13 protein-coding genes are annotated in these 17,139 nt (G+C 64.6%); all 13 read right to left on the minus strand.

All coding sequences use genetic code 11. The features are described 5' to 3' along the window. Positions 1-15 precede the first annotated feature (15 nt). Positions 16-1,350, minus strand: coding sequence for a type VI secretion system baseplate subunit TssK (tssK, locus tag OKW41_RS14875; protein ID WP_429572995.1), 1,335 nt, complete (start codon positions 1,348-1,350; stop codon positions 16-18). 20 nt (positions 1,351-1,370) lie between these two features. Beyond that, positions 1,371-3,116 (minus strand): type VI secretion system-associated FHA domain protein TagH, encoded by a 1,746-nt coding sequence (gene tagH / locus OKW41_RS14880; RefSeq protein ID WP_429572996.1) that lies wholly within the window; start codon positions 3,114-3,116, stop codon positions 1,371-1,373. 31 nt (positions 3,117-3,147) lie between these two features. Further along, positions 3,148-5,139, minus strand: coding sequence for a type VI secretion system Vgr family protein (locus tag OKW41_RS14885; RefSeq protein ID WP_429572997.1), 1,992 nt, complete (start codon positions 5,137-5,139; stop codon positions 3,148-3,150). A gap of 1 nt (position 5,140) precedes the next feature. Then, on the minus strand, positions 5,141-5,530 hold the full coding sequence (locus tag OKW41_RS14890; protein WP_018422989.1) for a DUF4280 domain-containing protein: 390 nt from the start codon (positions 5,528-5,530) through the stop codon (positions 5,141-5,143). A 23-nt stretch (positions 5,531-5,553) separates the two neighbouring features. Further along, complete coding sequence (gene tssH, locus OKW41_RS14895; protein WP_429572998.1) at positions 5,554-8,340, minus strand: type VI secretion system ATPase TssH; 2,787 nt, start codon at positions 8,338-8,340, stop codon at positions 5,554-5,556. A gap of 4 nt (positions 8,341-8,344) precedes the next feature. Next, positions 8,345-9,424 carry a type VI secretion system baseplate subunit TssG gene (gene tssG / locus OKW41_RS14900; protein WP_429572999.1) on the minus strand — a complete coding sequence of 360 codons (1,080 nt, stop codon included), beginning with the start codon at positions 9,422-9,424 and terminating at the stop codon, positions 8,345-8,347. Continuing rightward, positions 9,409-11,304, minus strand: coding sequence for a type VI secretion system baseplate subunit TssF (gene tssF / locus OKW41_RS14905; protein WP_429573000.1), 1,896 nt, complete (start codon positions 11,302-11,304; stop codon positions 9,409-9,411). Before tssF ends, tssG begins: the two co-directional genes overlap by 16 nt. Before the next feature lie 4 nt (positions 11,305-11,308). Then, positions 11,309-11,821 (minus strand): type VI secretion system baseplate subunit TssE, encoded by a 513-nt coding sequence (gene tssE, locus OKW41_RS14910; RefSeq protein ID WP_429573001.1) that lies wholly within the window; start codon positions 11,819-11,821, stop codon positions 11,309-11,311. Further along, complete coding sequence (locus tag OKW41_RS14915) at positions 11,814-12,650, minus strand: type VI secretion system accessory protein TagJ (protein ID WP_429573002.1); 837 nt, start codon at positions 12,648-12,650, stop codon at positions 11,814-11,816. The genes tssE and OKW41_RS14915 overlap by 8 nt, the downstream gene beginning before the upstream one ends. Positions 12,651-12,745: 95 nt before the next feature. Beyond that, on the minus strand, positions 12,746-13,234 hold the full coding sequence (locus tag OKW41_RS14920; RefSeq protein ID WP_429443907.1) for an Hcp family type VI secretion system effector: 489 nt from the start codon (positions 13,232-13,234) through the stop codon (positions 12,746-12,748). 45 nt (positions 13,235-13,279) lie between these two features. Continuing rightward, a complete protein-coding gene (gene tssC / locus OKW41_RS14925; protein WP_187616311.1) occupies positions 13,280-14,776 on the minus strand; it encodes a type VI secretion system contractile sheath large subunit in 1,497 nt (498 codons plus the stop codon). A gap of 25 nt (positions 14,777-14,801) precedes the next feature. Continuing rightward, a complete protein-coding gene (gene tssB, locus OKW41_RS14930; protein ID WP_018422997.1) occupies positions 14,802-15,308 on the minus strand; it encodes a type VI secretion system contractile sheath small subunit in 507 nt (168 codons plus the stop codon). Positions 15,309-15,395: 87 nt separating this feature from the next. Continuing rightward, positions 15,396-16,427, minus strand: coding sequence for a type VI secretion system protein TssA (tssA, locus tag OKW41_RS14935; protein WP_429573003.1), 1,032 nt, complete (start codon positions 16,425-16,427; stop codon positions 15,396-15,398). Positions 16,428-17,139: the final 712 nt, after the last annotated feature.

Consider the following 17,139-nt stretch of genomic DNA (forward strand, 5'->3'; position numbering starts at 1 on the left):
TCCTCAATCAATGCATCAGCGGCGAATTGCCCAGAACTCCATCGTCAGTCCGGGAAAGTCGCCGGCGACGTGCAACGCCATGCCCGCGGAATTCGCGAACTGTTTCCACAGTTCGTTGCCGCGATCGAGTTCGAAGTAGGTAAAGCCCGCATGGAACGGCAGTTGCCGGGGCGCCACGGGCAACGCGCGCAGGCCGACGCCCGGCAATTGCAGATTGACGAGATCGCGAATGCGTTCGATCGGGCCGATCTTCACCTGTGGCGCGAAGCCGGTCAGGATGTGCTCGGCCGGCATTTGCGCGCGCACCGCGAGCACGAAGGTGGCGCCGGCAAACAGCGTCTTGTCCGGCACGATCGCCACGCGCAAGCCGAACTTGCGCTCTTCGAGCGGGATCGCCACGGCGTGCGGGTCCATCACCATGCTCAGCGACGCGCGAATGTCGTCGATCACCGGTGCGAAGGTTTCGCGCAACCACTCATGGCGATACACCGGATACGCCGGCGGCCGCTTCGACGCCTGGCTGAAGGTCGCCAGCTCGCCCGCCAACTGCACCGCCGCCTGGTACAGCGCCTCGGGATGCAGACCGGTCATCGTCGATAGATGCGCGGCCAGCGGCTCGTGACGATTGATCAACTGCAGCAACAGGAAATCGGCCACTTCCGCGACACCCGTCACGCCGGGCTGCGCAAGCCGTCCGGCCAGCGCTTCGCCGCGCTGATGCAGAAGGCCCACGAGGTCGTCGACGAACGCCGCGAGGCGGCGCGCCACCCGATAGTCGAGACACGGCGGGCTGTAGTCGTTTTCGAGCACGACGCGGTTGTCGGGCAGACGCTCGAGCACGCGCGCGACGCCGAGCGCGGTGTAGGCATTCGCCACTTCGGGGGCGAGCGCGAGACGCACGCGCAGTTTGCCGATCTGCAGCAACGCCGCGCCGGCATTCGGATCGTTGCTGTCGCTGACGTCGAATTCAGTGACACGGTGTCGCGCGAAGTTCTCCTCGCTGGCGTCGTTGCCGGTTTCGGCGACACCCGGCCTGCGCACCGGCAACGCCAGTTGGACCAGCATGTTGCGGGTGCCTTCGGGAATCTCGAGCGGCCCGGGCAAGTCATCGTCGGCGGGCAGATCGAACGGTGTGCCATCCGGCATCACGCCGGAGCACGACAGTAGCGCGAGCTTGCCGAGCTTGAGCAGCGACTCGTCGATCTCCAGCGCGGTAAAGCCCCAACTGTACGGACGCAGGCCGGCCGCGCGCGTCTCCAGTTGCCGCTGCAGATAACGGTCGTGCTGCTGCAAGTGCTGGGGCTGCAGAAACATCCCCTCCGACCAGATGACTTTGCTGTTCCAGGACATGTTGTCTCGTTCAAACGTTTCTAGGTGGGATCGGCGGGATGCTTCGGCTGACGCTCGCGGGCCGCGCGCAGTTCGTCGATCTGGGCCTCGTATGCGTCATTGAACGCCTGACCGAAGAGCTTCTGGAAATCGTCGTCGGCTTCGCGCGCGACGGCGCCCTGCAATGCGACGAACAGATCCCACAGTTTCGCCTTGCGGTTGGACAGCACTTTTTCGAGCGCGCCGGAGTCTTTCAGCTGCGCTTCGATCGAAGCGGGATCGAAGCGTCCGAGCACGTGCGCGAGCGCCGCGCGCATGCCGGCGAGCACCGCGAGCTCGTGCGCCTCGATATCGTCGAAGGCGCGCCTGAGCGCCTCGTCGGGCGGCAGATAACCGGCCGAGCGGCCAGTCAGCATCTGCGCCAGCGCGCTGTCGACGTCAGGGAAAAACTTGAGCGGATTGTTGTCGCGCGCGACGATCATCGTCGTGTCGAGACGGGCTTCGCGTTTGGTCATCGAGCGCGCCCGCAGCACGCCCATCGTGCCGCGCAGCGCGTCGCGCAGCATCGTGCCGATCAGACGCGCGAACTCCGCTTCGGGCAGGTTCGGCGCGCGCGACGGATCGAGGCCGAGGCCTTCGAGCAGCGCCTGCAGGGTGCCCAGGTTCTGGCTCGCGGAAGTGGCGGCGGCCGCGTGCCGAACCGGGGCCGGCTGGGCGATCGGCGCTGGCGCGGCAGGCGGTGGCGTGATCGGGTCCGCGGACGGAGCCAGCTGCTGAAGCTGCTGCGCCACAGGCTCCAAAGCGGGCTGCGCAGCGGACGACGGCCCCGGCGCCGCGCCAGGTACAGCCACCCGCGCGGTGGCGGCTTGCGGCGCGACCACCGGCACGACCACCGGCACCACGGGAGCCAAAGGGGTCGATGGCGCAAACTGCGTCGACGGCGTTGTCGGTATCCCGAACAGATCATCGAACGGTGTCGCCGCCGACCCTGCCGCGCCGGGATCGAGCAATCCCGGCGGCAAGCCGGTCGGGCCGCCCAAAGGCGCGGCCGCCGGCGCGGGCGCAGTGGGCCACCCCGGCAACTCGTGCGAAGGATGCGGCGCGGCCGGCGAACCGCTGCCCGGCTGCACGGGCGTTTCCCATTGCGCCAACGCCTCCGCGAGCGGGTCGTAGTCCGCCGGAATACCCCCCGTGGGTGTGGCAGGCCGGCCGGGATCGGGCCGGGACGCTTGCGGCGCCGAGAACGCCTGCAACTCCGGCGACACATGATCGCTCTCCGAGCCCGCAAAGCCCGGACCCGACGAGACCCGCTGCGGTTCGCCGAAGCCCGGCTGCCCGAGTGGATCGAGCGCGCCCATCTGCAACGCGTCGCCTTGCGAATCGGCCGGCAACGGTCCACTGAGCACCTGCGCGGCACTCAGCGGATCACGCCCGCCCGTCAGACCGCGCACGCCGGCCGCCTGCTCGCCGATCGACACCTCGAGCAGATACGGACCGATCAGCAGACGGTCGCCGTCCGCGAGCCGCGCCTCGCGCGTGCCGCCCAACGCGCGCTGATTTAGCACGCTCGGATTGCTGCCCAGATCGCACAGCAGATAGTCGCCGCCGCGAAACTCGACGCGCGCGTGAACGCGCGAGATCGCGCGTTGTTGATCGGGCAGCACCAGCGTGCAGTCGTTGGCCCGGCCAATCGTGCCTCCGGCGGGGCCGAACGCGATCGCGATCGGCTCGGCCAGCGTCTCGTCGTTGAATCGCGCAACCCGCAGCGAAAGAATCGGATAGTTCACTTGGCTCCCCACGAGCGGTCAGGTGCATCACTCACGATTTGATTTTTTTGGTTCCGTCGTCGGCGTCTTTGGGCGCGCTCGGCGCGGTCGGTGACGAGCCGCTGCCGGAGCCCGCCGAGCCGCCCGAATTGAGCAGGATCGGTGTGCCCGACACCGCCACGCTGACCGGCCCGACCACCACGAAGGCGCCGCCCGCCTTTAGCGTAATGCTCGCACCCGCTTCGATCACGATGTTCATTCCGGCCTTGATGTGGATATTCATGCCGGCGTCGATCGCATAGTCCATGCCGACCTTTTCCTGCAACTTCTGCCCGACCTTCAGCGACGCGTTGCCATCGACCTGGGCGTTCTGGTCGCCCGTCACGGCGTCGTGGCGCGCGCCGGTGATCGCCACGAACTCGTTGCCGGTCACTTTCAGATGCCGGTCGTTGCCGACGTTACTCAGCATGTCGTTCTTGACCCAGGTCTCGTGGTCCTTTTCGGCGTGGAAGAACAGTTGCTCGCTGCCCTTGTCGTCGTCGAAACGCATTTCGTTGAAACCGCTGCCGCCCTTGGTCGAATTGCTCTTCAGCGTCGAGAACATCTGATTGGCCGGCAGTTCGTACGGCGGCATCGTGTTCGCGTTGTAGACGCAACCGGTCACGAGCGGCCGGTTCGGATCGCCCTCGACGAACTCGACGACCACCTCCTGACCGATCCGCGGCAAGAAGAACGTGCCCCAGCGTTTGCCGGCCCAACTCTGCGACACGCGCACCCAGCACCGCTTCATGCGCGCGTCGGCATCGGCCGGCGGAGCGAACTGCTCCCAATGAAACTGCAGCTTGATGCGGCCATATTTATCGGTGAGGATTTCTTCGCCGTCCGGGCCGACCACCATGGCGGTCTGCGGGCCCGCCACGACCGGCTGCGGCGTCAGCCGCTCAGAGCGGAAGTGGTTTTCCTTGCGCAACGCGGTGAACTCGCAGTCGAAGAGCGGCAGCGAAGGATCGTGGCGCACCGTAGACACATAGACATCCGAATTGATCTCGTACGCGGCGCTGACCACCAGATACTCGTGGTTCTGCGTATCGCAGGCGTGATTCTCGAGCTTGAACTGACCGCCCGGCCAGATGCCGCGCGCGCTCGATCGGCCCGAAATGCTGTCGTTGCGCGCCTGACGGATCTCGATACCGACCTTCGCATAGCGGTCGCCATCGCTGGACTGCGCGTGGCCGCTCAGATGTTCCTGCATCGCGTACACCGGCGGATCGTACACTTTCGGCCGCGTCGCGCGCGACAGCAGGCCTTGCTGATTGCTCAACGTGGGCTTTTCGAAATCGTAGTCGTTGACTTCGTACTTGCCGGTCTGCAATTCCGCGCCCGAACTCCACGCATACACGCATTCCTTCTCGTTCGAAGGCTCGTACCACGCATCGTACGAAACCGACGCATAGTGTTCGATCGGTCCGTGAACGTCGCTCGAATCGGTCAACACCAGCGTGTGCTTGCCCCCTTTGTGCTCGAAGTAGTAGTACATGCCCTCGTGCTCCATCAGGCGGCTCACGAAGGCGAAATCGGTCTCCCGGTATTGCGCGCAGTGCTGCAGCGGCGGATAGGTCGCCTGGCATTTATTGCTGACGTCGATGTTGTAGTCCTGCAGCACGCCGGTCACGATATCGAGCACGCTCTTTTCATGGAAAAAGCGGCTGTGCGCCGCGCGCGTGAGCAGCCACAGCCGCGGACGCACCACCGCTTCATAGCGCGCCATGCGGTTGCGGGTGTTGTCGCCCGGTGCGACGATCCGGAACGCCGTGACGATCCCGTTGAATTGCCGCTCGCCGTCCTCTGGCAACGACAGTGCAATCGAGATGTCATGCCCGAGCAGATCGCCGGCCTGCACATCGTTGCGCTTGCCAAGCAGATCGAGCCGCCATTCGCTCAGGCGTCCCAACTCCTCGGTGCCGCTCAGATGCAGAAACAGCAGATCCTCGCCGGCAGGCGCGCAACTGACGGTGACGTGTCGGTTCGGGTTTTGCGTGGTCATGTCACGGAATCATGGTCTTGACTGTCGCCGGATTGACGATCGTGACCACGCCACCCCAGTTGCACATGCAGGTCGACACGTTGTCGAGCGACGGCTGGTTGCCGAGCAGCACGGTCGGCGCGCCCGGCGTCCACGGCGTCATGGTGGCCGGAATGCACGGCATCGGCGTCAGCACGCCCAACGCCGCCGCCGTCGCGGCGGCGACGGTCGGATTGGCGGGCGAGCTGCACACGCCGAACGGCATGATATTGACGAGCGGAATGTGATCCATGATGTTGGCCGCGGGCGGCCCTTCGCCCATCACCCGGTTGACGGGCAAGACCACGAGCGTCGAAGGCGCCGCGCCGAACGAACATTGCAGCGTCGCGCCCATGCTGACTTGTTGCGGCATAAGAAGGCATCCTCCCCTTTCGATCAATCGAACGTATAGAGAAATTCACCGTCGCGCGCGCCGATCTGCACTTTCGTGACCGGGCGGCCGTTCATCATGCGCGTCAGAAACTCGGTGCTGATACGCGGCAACAGCGTGTTGGTCAGGATTGCGTCGATCATGCGTCCGCCGCTTTCGAGTTCGGTGCAGCGACTGCCGATCAGCTTCACGACGTCGTCGTCGTAGCTGAACGGAATCTTGTGCGACACGCGGATGCGTTTCTCGATCCGGCCGAGCTGCAGCCGGATGATCGCGCCGAGCATCTCGTCGGACAGCGGAAAGTACGGAATGACCACGACGCGCCCCAGCAAGGCCGGCGGAAACACCTTCAGCAACGGCTCGCGCAGCGCTTTCGCAATACCCTCCGGCTCCGGCATCAGCTCCGGGTCTTTGCACAGGCTCGTGATCAGATCCGTGCCGACATTGGTGGTCAACAGGATCAGCGTGTTCTTGAAGTCGATCACGCGGCCCTCGCCGTCTTCCATCCAGCCCTTGTCGAACACCTGGAAGAACAGCTCGTGGACGTCGGGATGCGCCTTCTCGACCTCGTCGAGCAGCACCACGCTGTATGGACGGCGGCGCACCGCCTCGGTCAGCACGCCGCCTTCGCCGTAGCCGACGTAGCCGGGCGGCGCGCCCTTCAGCGACGACACCGTATGCGCTTCCTGATACTCGCTCATGTTGATCGTGATGACGTTCTGCTCGCCGCCATACAGCACCTCGGCGAGCGCCAGCGCGGTCTCGGTCTTGCCGACTCCGGAGGTGCCGGCGAGCATGAACACGCCGATCGGCTTGTTCGGATTGTCGAGACCCGCGCGCGAAGTCTGAATGCGCCGCGCGATCATCTCCGTCGCATGAGCCTGGCCGATGATGCGCCGGTTCAGGTTCTCCGCGAGCTTCAGGACGTTTTCGATTTCGTTGCGGACCATCCGGCCCACCGGTATGCCGGTCCAGTCCTGCACGACGGAGGCGACCGCCTGCTGGTCGACGGTCGGCAGGATCAGAGGATCTTCGCCTTGATGCTGCGCGAGCTGCGCCTGCAACTCGCGCAGTTCGGCGAGCCGCGCTTCGCGCGTCGCGGTGTCGCTGGCGGAGTTGTCAGTCGCGCCGGTGGCCGCTGTTTCGTTTACCGTTCCGTTCGCAGCTTCGTTCGCTTCGTTCGCTTCGTTCGTGCGGCTGGCTTGCGCCGCGCCTTCCACCTTGCCGGTCTCGCCGCGCAGTTGCGCGCGCAGCGCGAGAATCCGCGTCACCAGTTCTTTCTCCGCCTGCCAGCGGGTGTCGAGCATGGCGAGACGCGCCTGTTCGGCGGCGAGCTTTTCCGCCGCGGCGGCTTCACGCTCCCGCGTGTCGACGCCCACCGCGCTTTCTCGGCCGATGATCGCCAGCTCGGTTTCGAGCGCGACGATCCGCTTGCGCGAATCGTCGACCGATGCGGGCGTCGCATGCTGGCTGACCGCCACGCGCGCGCAGGCGGTGTCGAGCAGGCTGACCGCCTTGTCGGGCAACTGCCGCGCCGGGATGTAGCGATGCGACAGACGTACCGCGGCTTCGAGCGCTTCGTCGAGCACCTGAACCTTGTGGTGCTGCTCCATCGTCGAGGTGACGCCCCGCATCATCAGGATCGCGCGGGACTCGTCCGGCTCGCTGACCTGCACGACCTGGAAGCGCCGCGTCAGTGCGGGGTCCTTCTCGATGTGCTTCTTGTATTCGGCCCACGTGGTTGCGGCCACCGTGCGCAGCGTGCCGCGCGCCAGCGCCGGCTTCAGCAGATTCGCCGCGTCGCCGGTGCCGGCCGCCCCGCCCGCGCCGACTAGCGTGTGCGCTTCGTCGATAAACAGGATGATCGGCTTTTCCGAGGCTTGCACTTCCTCGATCACCTGCCGCAAGCGGTTCTCGAACTCGCCCTTCATGCTCGCGCCCGCCTGCAACAGACCGACGTCGAGCGTGCGCAACTGCACGTCGCGCAGCGACGGCGGCACGTCGCCCGCCGCGATGCGCTGCGCGAAGCCTTCGACCACCGCGGTTTTGCCGACGCCCGCTTCGCCCGTCAGGATCGGATTGTTCTGGCGGCGGCGCATCAGGATGTCGATCACCTGGCGAATTTCCTCATCGCGCCCGACGATCGGGTCGAGCTTGCCGTTGCGCGCCTGTTCGGTCAGATCGGTGGTGAAGCGCCGCAGCGCTTCCTGCTTGCCCAGCGCGGCGGCCGGCACCGGGCCGCCCGTGGTGTCCGCGTCGCCGCCTTCGCGCTGCGCGCCGCCCGCCTGAAAACCATCGCTCGCGCTCATCGCCGCTTCCGGCGACTCGCGTAGCAGGCTGTGAAATTCGTCGACGAGCGAATCGAGCTTGATGCGCTCGAACTGACGCGAGATGCCGTAGAGCCCGTTGCGCAGCGACGGCGTCTTCAAGAGGCCGACCACCAGATGGCCGGTGCGCACCTGCGACTCGCCGAACATCAGCGAGCCGAACACCCAGCCACGTTCGACCGCCTCCTCGACTTGCGACGAGATGTCGGTCACCGAAGCCGAACCGCGCGGCAGACGGTCGAGCGCTTCGGTCAGATCGCGCGCCAACGCGGAAGGCTCGAGCCCGTAGTGTTTGATGATGCGGTGCAGGTCGGAGTCCTGCAGTTGCAGGATCTGGTGGAACCAGTGCGACAGTTCGATATAAGGATTGCCGCGCAACTTGCAAAACACGTTCGCGCTCTCGATTGCGCGGAATCCGAGCTTGTTCAGCTTGCCGAACAACGCTGCCCGTTTGATCTCGGCCATTTTTCTATTCCCTCGATGATGTCGATGGCGGCGCCCCCGCGGACGCCTCGCGGGCCGCCACGGCAATCCGTGAACGGCCGTCCGGACCGGTCGGCCGCAACACCAGCTGACGCTGATCGCCGCGCGCCGGGCGGCCGAGCGTCCAGGTGGTGTAACCGAGCCGCGTGTGGCGCCCGAGCTTCAGGCTTGGCACTTCCTCCTGTTTCAGCACCAGCCGGAGATCCCAATCGAGCCCGTCGCGCGCGTAATTGCGCACCCAGTCGATGAGGCGCTTCAGACTCTCGCCGCCCGGCAGGAAGCGCTCGTAATCAGCGCGGCTCAACGGTCCGATGACGATGCGGAATTTATGCTGGCAATCCCAGACGCGCGCGCCGAGCAGCGTCGACACGCCGAGCGCGGCCGAACCGTCCGGTGCGCCCAGGCGCAACAACGAATTCGCGGGCAGCGTCATCCAATGGCCGACCCACTGCTCGATGTCGACCGGCAGGTTGAAAAAGCGCGCCAGCACGAGTTTCAAACCGGCGGCCGGACGGGTCGGCCCGCCCAGCAATCCGGCGAAGTGCAGCTTGGCGAAATCGGGCACCGCGTCGCGCTCGCGCAGCGTCGGCTCGCCCAGCCCGAACACGCTGCCGACATAAAAGGAAAAGCGATCGCGCCCCGGACGGTCGAGACTCACGGCCGGTTGCGCATTGGCCCACGCGCGATAGAACAGCGACACCATCCGGTGGTGAAAGACATCGAGAAAGCGCGCGAAGGTCGGATCGTTCGCGTTGCGGGTGCGGTCGCGAGCGTACTCGGTCAGATGGGTGGGCAACGGACCGTGCGGCCCGAGCAGGCCGAAGAACTTGACCGCGAGGCGCGCGGCGTGATGCTCGCCGGCGGGGGTGAAGTCACCGAGCGTCGTCGGATGGAAAACCAGTTCGGGCTCCTGCACGAAACGGATCGCATCGTCGCGCGGCTGCATCGACTCGCCGACGCGCGGCTTGTCCGCATACGCGTTCTCCAGCAGCCGCACGACCTGGAAGAAGTCGAAGCGGCGCGCATCGTCTTCGAGCCGGCGCAACAGTGTCAGAGCGTCCGGCATTGTCCGACCCTCGCTGGCCAGCGCATGATCTCGCCGCGCGACAGCGTCTTCACGACGGTCTCGGTGAACGAGTTGATCGATACGTATTGCGCGAAATATTGCGCGAGCACGGCACCGAGCAGAAACGCGCCGGCGCCTTCGAACGCGGCTTCGTCGAGCGTCAGCGTCACTTCGAGACCGCGGCCGAATACGATCGGCCCCGCGCCTGGCAAGCGTCGCGTCACCGAGCGCGAATCGATCGAGCGTACGCCCTCGATCAGCCGCTGACTCGCGATCTCGTCGGCGGGACAGTAGAGACTCAGCAGATCGCGCAGCGCGCGGGCGCCCTCCTGTGCATCGTTATCGAGCAGCGACGAGTAGTTCAACGACAGGTGACTCAACAGCCGCCACGCCACGGCCCCGTGCGCATACGACGGCAGCGGCCGGCTCGGGCCGCTCACGCAGCGCACGCTCTGCACCGGCGCTTCGACATCTAGCGTGAAATCGGCGGGGCCGACGCCGACCGGCATCGTCAGTGGCAGGTCGCGATTCGTGCACAGCACCTGCAAGCCGAGTTGCCGCAGGTCAGCGCGAAACGGCGCATTGCTCGCGTCCACCAGCGCGATGAACATCTCGCTGCCGAGGTAGCTCGTGCGCGTGCCGCGCTCATGCTGACGCGCCGACGGCAGACGTTTTTCGCGGCGCACCTGGTAGTACGCGCCGGCGCGATAGGTGGCGCCGAGATCGCGCGCGTGATAGAACGGCTCGAAGCGCTGCTCGCCGCCGGCGCCCGCGCTATAGCCGGTCGCACTCTCGATCTGATAGATCTCGAAGTCCATCGGCCGGGTGCGGTCGGCCACCACGTGATATTCGAACTGTTCGTCCGACAGCGCGATGCGATCGGTACGCCGCGGAAAGAGATTGATCGCGGGCGTGCAATGCAGCGCGAAATTATTGGCATCGAGCGATTGTTCGAGCAGCGGATCACCGCGTTTGAGCAACACGATGACTTCGATTTCGGTGTCCGCGCAACGCCGCAACGCCGCGTGCAAACCGTCGATGGCGAGAAACATGAAGCGCTGCGGAAACGCGAAATACTCCTGCAACAGCCGGTAGCCCTGGAACGACTGCCGGCTGACCGGCAGCAATGCTTCATCGTCGGCAAACCCGAGCGGCCGCAGCGCGCTCGCCGGCAACTGCACATGCCAGGACGCCGGACGCTTGGCCGGCATCACGACGACGCCGCTCACCGAACCGAGCAGACGCTCGTGGATACGCGTGGCCATCCCGTCCGTGCCGCGCAGATACAGCGTCAGCCGGTCGAGTTTCAGCTGGTTGATTCTCAGACCAGCGGTGGCGCGTAGGCGCAGCCTGAGGCCGGCCTTGATTGCGGCGCCCGCCGCCATGCTCGCCGGCAGCGCGCTGTCGATGCCACCGAGCGAGCCCGCGTGCGTAAAAAACCGCGCTTCCGCGATTTCGAGCGGCCAAAGCGTCAGTTCGTGCGCGCTGCGGTATTCGCAGCGCGTCGAGCCGTTCTTGTCGAGCACGCTGCGCAGCGTACTGCCGCGCGGAACCCGCACGCCGTCCGCGAGATTGGAGCTGGTCAGGTCCGGCTGGATCTGCACCACGGCCATCGACGGCGTGGGCGCGAGGTAATGCGGGTACACCAGCTCCGCGAGATGCTGGGTGAAGCGCGGAAACTCGTCGTCGATCTTCAGTTGCACACGCGCCGCGAGGAAACTGAAGCCTTCGAGCAGACGCTCCACGTAGGGGTCCGCGCATTCGAGGTTTTCCAGTCCGAGGCGCCCGGCGATCTTCGGAAATTCGCGCGCGAACTCGCCGCCCATCTCCCGAAGATGCTGCAGTTCCTGGCTGTAGTATTTGATCAGGTCTGGATTCATGGCTTCAGCGCGGCCCGCCCTGGTCGATCACGCGGATTTCGCCGACTTCCAGGTCGAGTTCGGTCCTGAAGTAGAGCCGCTCCGGATACGGCTGCGCCCACAGATCGCCCTCCACCAGAAACGACACGGTGTTGTGGCGCCCGGTCGTCTCTTCGAGTTGCATCGAACTGACCCGCACGGTGTCGCGCAGAATGCGTGGCTCGAACGCCCAGATCGCATCGCGCACGAGCCGCTCGAGCCGCGACGGATCGATGCCTGAGGCGGTCTTGCCGGCAATGTCCGGCAGGCCGAAATTGATCACCGATTTCGCGACATACGGATAGCCGCTCAGATCCTGCACCGACGCGAGGCCATTCGCGTTCAGCAGCCAACCGAGGTCGCGCTGCACACTTTCGCGCAGCGCGCGCATCGACAGAACGCGCCGCTCGCGCGCTTCCTGCTTCGCCTCCGGTTCGAGATCGGTCAGCCGGTCGAGCAGCGACGGTTGCAGGCGATCACGCGCGGTCAGTTCAGCCATGATCCGCAGCGGCCGCGCCGTCGTGTTCGGGAGGCGCGTCGCCGCTCGTCAGTTCGATGGTGCGCACGTCGAAGAGCGCGTAGTCGTTCGCATCGGAGGCGAACATACGCTGTCCCACCGGCCGCGCGAGCAAGGGATCGTCACCGATCCATTCGGTCAGGCGCGCGAGCCACAACGCTCGATTCGGCTCGGCGAGCGTGCCGGGATAGCGGGCGGGAATCAGACCGGCGGCCTGGCCGTCGTTGGCCCACGTGAAAACGGCCGGCATCCAGACGCGGTCGCGCAGGTCGGACGGCGGCTCGATTTCGATCCGTTTGATGCGCGAAAAAGGAATCCAGTAATAGCGGCCGTTCAGCACGGCTTCGAGTGTCGGGCCGAGCCGGTTGTCGGCGTCGGCGAGCCACATGAACGGTTCGCCATTCAATGCGCCGGCGGTGGCGGGCGCCTCGTCGAGCGCCCGCGCGCGCGCGGCGGCCGCCGCGCCGCTATCGCCCGCGGTGTCGAGCCGCAATGCCTCGAGGAGCAACGCAAGCCAGCCGGTCGGCTCGCCGAAGATCAGCGGCGCGCGCTCGCCTTTGAACACCGCTTCGCGCAGCGCCTCGCATTGCAACGCTTCACGATAGGTTTGCACCATCGGCAACGCGGCCGCGTCGAGTTCGCCGACGACGTTCAGTTGCGTCAATGCGCGATCCCAGGCGCCCGTCACCGCGAGCAACTGGAATAGAAAGACGCGATAGGCGGCTTTCGACGGATCCTTGCGAACCTGTTTTTGCAATTCGCGCAGACATCCGTCCAGATCGCCTTCGCGCAAGCATTCTTCTGCGTTCATGCCGGTTCGCTCCGGTCTGGCTCGAGTCGTCCCACCCGCCGCCGCACTGCGACGGCAGGACCGCCGCAGTGCAGTCGCCCTTTGCGGTCAGCCGATCAGGTAGTCGCGTTGGCGGGGATGTTCCATTTCACTTCGACCACCCCGCCTTCCTTCTCGCCCTTCGCGTTTTGCGGCTGGTACTCGACATGGAATTTTTCGAAGTTGAGCGTGACGTTCTCGGTGAAGCGTTCTTCGCCGCCCGAGCCGCCGGTCGAATACGAGCTGATCAGCACGCCGTTCAACGTGATCTTGTAGTACTCGAGCGGATTGTCGCCACCTGCCTTGCGCACCGTCAGCAACACCGTGTCGATGTGCGTGCCTTTGGTGCAGGCTGCCATGATCGGCGGACTCGCCTTGTCGCTGTATTTGGTAAATGACAGGTCCTGCACCGACACCTTGCCGGCGCCGCCGCCCGTGCCCATGTGCATCGTGCCGCTCTGGCTCATGCCCCAGCTCCACGCGAGCACTTCGATTTCTTCCTTGTGGGTCTTGTCCTGAGACTCGCCCTTGATATCGCCCAGCTTCATGAACATGTCGATGGCCATCTTCTTCTCCGCTCAAAGCAATTCGTCACTGAATGGGGATTTCCGTCATGCCGCCTTGGCGGACGGAAGCTTCGAAACCAACCGTAGCGATACGGTCAGGCCTTCCAACTGGTAGTGCGGACGCAGGAAAAACTTCGACGTGTAATAACCGGGATTGCCTTCGACTTCCTCGACGACCACCTCGGCGGCCGCGAGCGGGCGTCGTGCCTTGGACTCTTCCGTCGAGTGCGCCGGATCGCCGTCGACGTACTGAAGGATCCAGTTCTGCAGCCAGCGCTGCATGTCGTCCCTCTCCTTGAAACTGCCGATCTTGTCGCGCACGATGCACTTCAGGTAGTGAGCGAAGCGGCTGCAGGCGAACAGGTAGGGCAGACGCGCGGCCAGGTTCGCGTTCGCGGTGGCATCGGGGTCTTCGAACTCGGCGGGCTTGTGCAGCGACTGCGCGCCGATGAAGGCGGCGAAATCGGAGTTCTTCTTGTGCACGAGCGGCATGAAGCCGTTCTTCGCGAGTTCGGCTTCGCGGCGATCGCTAATGGCGATTTCGGTCGGGCACTTCATGTCGATGCCGCCGTCGTCGGTGGGGAACGCGTGCACCGGCAGGTTCTCGACGGCGCCCCCCGACTCGATGCCGCGAATCCGCGAACACCAGCCGTACATCTTGAACGAGCGGTTGATATTGCTCGCCATCGCATAGGCGGCATTGGCCCATGCGTATTTGCCGCTGTCCGCGCCGGCCGTGTCTTCCTCGAAATCGAATTCCTCGACCGGATTGGTCTTGGCGCCATACGGCGCGCGCGCGAGAAAACGCGGCATCGCGAGACCGACGTAGCGCGCATCCTCGGATTCGCGCAGCGAGCGCCACGCCGCATGCTCAGGCGTCTGAAAGATTTTCGTCAGGTCGCGCGGATTGGCCAGCTCCTGCCATGAATCCATCAGCATCACCGCGGGATCGGCGCCGGCGATGAACGGCGCATGCGCGGCGGCCGAGATCCTGGATATCTGCGTCAGCAGATCGACGTCGGGCCCGCCGTTGTCGAAGTAATAATCGGCCACCAGCGCGCCATACGGCTCGCCGCCGAACTGGCCGTATTCCTCTTCGTAGAGCTTCTTGAAGATCGGGCTTTGATCCCACGCGGTGCCCTTGTACTTCTTGAGCGTCTTGTACAGATCGCCCTTCGATACGTTCATCACTCGGATCTTCAACGTCTCGTCCGTCTCGGTGTTGTTGACCAGATAGTGCAAGCCGCGCCACGCGCTCTCGACTTTCTGGAACTCTTCCGAGTGGATGATCTGATTGATCTGGGCGGTCAGCTTCTCGTCGATCTGCGCGATCAGCGATTCGATCGTCGCGAGCACATCGCCCGAAATCACGTTCGTATCGCGCAGCGCCTGTTCGGCGAGCGTGCGCACCGCCGTCTCGACGGCTTCCTTCGCCTTCTCGCTCTTCGGCTTGAATTCCTTTTGCAGCAGATTCGCGAAATCGCTCGTTTCAAGCGACGCCTCGCCGGGTTGCGCTTGCCCTTGGGTGCTAGGTTCAGCCATGGTCAGACTCCCCTGTAGATCACGCTCATTGCTGCGGCTTCGGTGCGGACGCCAACGACTGCAGCAACGCAGGATCGTTGAGCAGTTTCGCGATCAGCTCCTCGGCGCCGGTCTTGCCGTCCATATAGGTCAGCAGGTTTTGCAACTGGCCGCGCGCCTCCAGCAGCTTCGACAACGCGTCCACCTTGCGCGCGACCGCCGCGGGCGAAAAGTCGTCCATGCTCTCGAAGGTCATGTCGACCGCGAGGTTGCCCTGACCGGTCAGCACGTTCGGCACCTGCACGGCGACGCGCGGTTTCATCGACTTCAGACGCTCGTCGAAGTTGTCGACGTCGATCTCGAGAAACTTTCGATCCGCCACCGGCGCGAGCGGGTCCGCCGGCTGACCGGAGAGATCGGCCAGCACGCCCATGACGAAGGGCAGATTGACCTTTTTCTCCGACCCGTAGACTTCGACGTCATATTCGATCTGAACTCGCGGCGCTCGATTGCGCGCGATGAATTTCTGGCTGCTTTCCTTGGCCACGACCATTCCCCTGGTTGACGCCGCACGGCCGCGAGCAGCGTGGCGCATGACTGGCGTTGCTAGAAGCGAAAAAGCCCATCCCCGCCTGACTGCTTACTCGTTTTCGATACCGCCGGCCTGCCTGGCCTGGCGCACGCCTTCTGGCGCGAGGTCCTGCAGAATTTCCATGAAGTTCTTGTCGACCAGCCGGCGCGCGCGCAGCAGCAGCAGCGGCAACGGGCTGGAGGGCTCGTGACGCTCGTAGTACGCGCAGATCTTGTCGATCATGCGGATCACGTCCTGACGGTCCGTGATGTCGCCGGACAGCGGCACGGGTGCCGGCGCCGCGCCGACGCTTTCGCCCAGGGTCACGTCGCCGTTCGGCGATACTTGCGGCGCTCCGCCCGGGACGTCGAGACGCTCGCCGAGAAAGTCGGCTGCACGCCGCAGCAGCCTCGATAGCGGCGACAGATCGATGGAGCGCGCCGCGCCGACACGCTCGGTCAATACCGTCTCGATGCGCATCGCGCTATGCGTGGCCGCGAGCAAGGCCGTGTGCGCTTCGGCGGCGTCTTGTTGGGCGTCGGCGATCACCGCGTCGATCGAGCTCAGCGACGCCGCCTCGACGCCCTTGGGCAGCGGCACTTCGCCGGTCGCATATTCAATGTCGCGCAAGCTGACGCCACCGTGCGCGCGCGACGACGCGAGCGGTGCGTCGCGCACGTCCAACAGCATGCCGGACGGTTCGACGAGGGCGGCGAGCGCGTTGACGCGGGCGGTCGGATCGTTGTCGTCGTCGGGATCGAGCTGTGGATAGACATGGTCCCAGCGCTGTTCGAGCAGGCCTTCGACGAGCGCGAGGCCCTCGGCGAAGCCGGCGAAACGACGGCGATTGAGTAGCGCGCGCGCCAGGTGTACCGCGACGCGCAAGTCGCGGCCTTTTGCGAGCAGATCGAGCGATAGCGCTTCGGCCACTTTCCAGTCAGGCGGCGTGGCGGCGACCATGGTCTCGCCGAACTGCACCTCCGGCTTGCCGTGGACGACCTGCTCGAGCGCAAGGAAGTCAGGGTCGTACTCGAGGTCGTCCCCGCATGGACTGGCAGCTGATAGGTCGGCAAGCATTTCGCCCGCGAGAAGCGTGGCCATGTCTGGTATCGGTCTCGGATGAGTAGTCTCGACGCACCGTAAGTGACCGGTACGGGTTGCCCTTGCCCGCCGGGAATCAGCGTTCCCGGAAATACGTGTTAACTCTGATTAGATTGCCTTCGCCAGCTATTGCGATGTTTTTAGCGAGCGTTGTCCTTTCTCGGCGGCAATCCGATATGAGAATAGCACGCAGCCCGGAAAATCAAAGCCGGATAGCAATAGAAACGAAACGGATTTTGTTTAATTAAGCGAAACAGTATATGTAATACCATTCAACTCCATAAACACTTAAGACGTTTTAACCCTTTCGTTCTGGCACCATTACAATCACAAGCTCGGACGGTCGTCTTACGACCTCACCAGCGCGCCCTTTCAGGACGGTCGATTGGCGGGATCGGCCGACATTTGGGTAAACGAATCAGGTGCTCGTATTTTGTAAAAAATTTGACCTTCCTGGACTGCCGGTAAGCGCTTACGTTGCGTTTAGGGTTAGTCCTGATAGCGATAGAACCTGTCGCCAAAGCGGTGAATAACATATTAAGTTTTACCTTGTAATAAATAAAACGTGCCAATAGACTAAGTCTGTTTTCCAATCACGCGCCGGTTGCACGGCGGAATTGCCGGTATTGCAGCGTTTGGCACGCGCATCTGCCCGATATGGCGGCAAAGCGAGTGCCGGATTCATTGGGGACAGAAAACCGGCGCACCACAA

The organism is Paraburkholderia sp. UCT70 (assembly GCF_050434085.1).
GTDB lineage: Bacteria > Pseudomonadota > Gammaproteobacteria > Burkholderiales > Burkholderiaceae > Paraburkholderia > Paraburkholderia tuberum.

Bases quoted from the DNA above. Each gene is read 5' to 3' on its own strand.
- tssK (WP_429572995.1), bottom strand. From the start codon at position 1,350: ATGTCCTGGAACAGCAAAGTCATCTGGTCGGAGGGGATGTTTCTGCAG.
- OKW41_RS14885 (WP_429572997.1), bottom strand. From the start codon at position 5,139: ATGACCACGCAAAACCCGAACCGACACGTCACCGTCAGTTGCGCGCCT.
- OKW41_RS14890 (WP_018422989.1), bottom strand. From the start codon at position 5,530: ATGCCGCAACAAGTCAGCATGGGCGCGACGCTGCAATGTTCGTTCGGC.
- tssH (WP_429572998.1), bottom strand. From the start codon at position 8,340: ATGGCCGAGATCAAACGGGCAGCGTTGTTCGGCAAGCTGAACAAGCTC.
- tssG (WP_429572999.1), bottom strand. From the start codon at position 9,424: ATGCCGGACGCTCTGACACTGTTGCGCCGGCTCGAAGACGATGCGCGC.
- tssF (WP_429573000.1), bottom strand. From the start codon at position 11,304: ATGAATCCAGACCTGATCAAATACTACAGCCAGGAACTGCAGCATCTT.
- tssE (WP_429573001.1), bottom strand. From the start codon at position 11,821: ATGGCTGAACTGACCGCGCGTGATCGCCTGCAACCGTCGCTGCTCGAC.
- OKW41_RS14915 (WP_429573002.1), bottom strand. From the start codon at position 12,650: ATGAACGCAGAAGAATGCTTGCGCGAAGGCGATCTGGACGGATGTCTG.
- OKW41_RS14920 (WP_429443907.1), bottom strand. From the start codon at position 13,234: ATGGCCATCGACATGTTCATGAAGCTGGGCGATATCAAGGGCGAGTCT.
- tssC (WP_187616311.1), bottom strand. From the start codon at position 14,776: ATGGCTGAACCTAGCACCCAAGGGCAAGCGCAACCCGGCGAGGCGTCG.
- tssB (WP_018422997.1), bottom strand. From the start codon at position 15,308: ATGGTCGTGGCCAAGGAAAGCAGCCAGAAATTCATCGCGCGCAATCGA.
- tssA (WP_429573003.1), bottom strand. From the start codon at position 16,427: ATGGCCACGCTTCTCGCGGGCGAAATGCTTGCCGACCTATCAGCTGCC.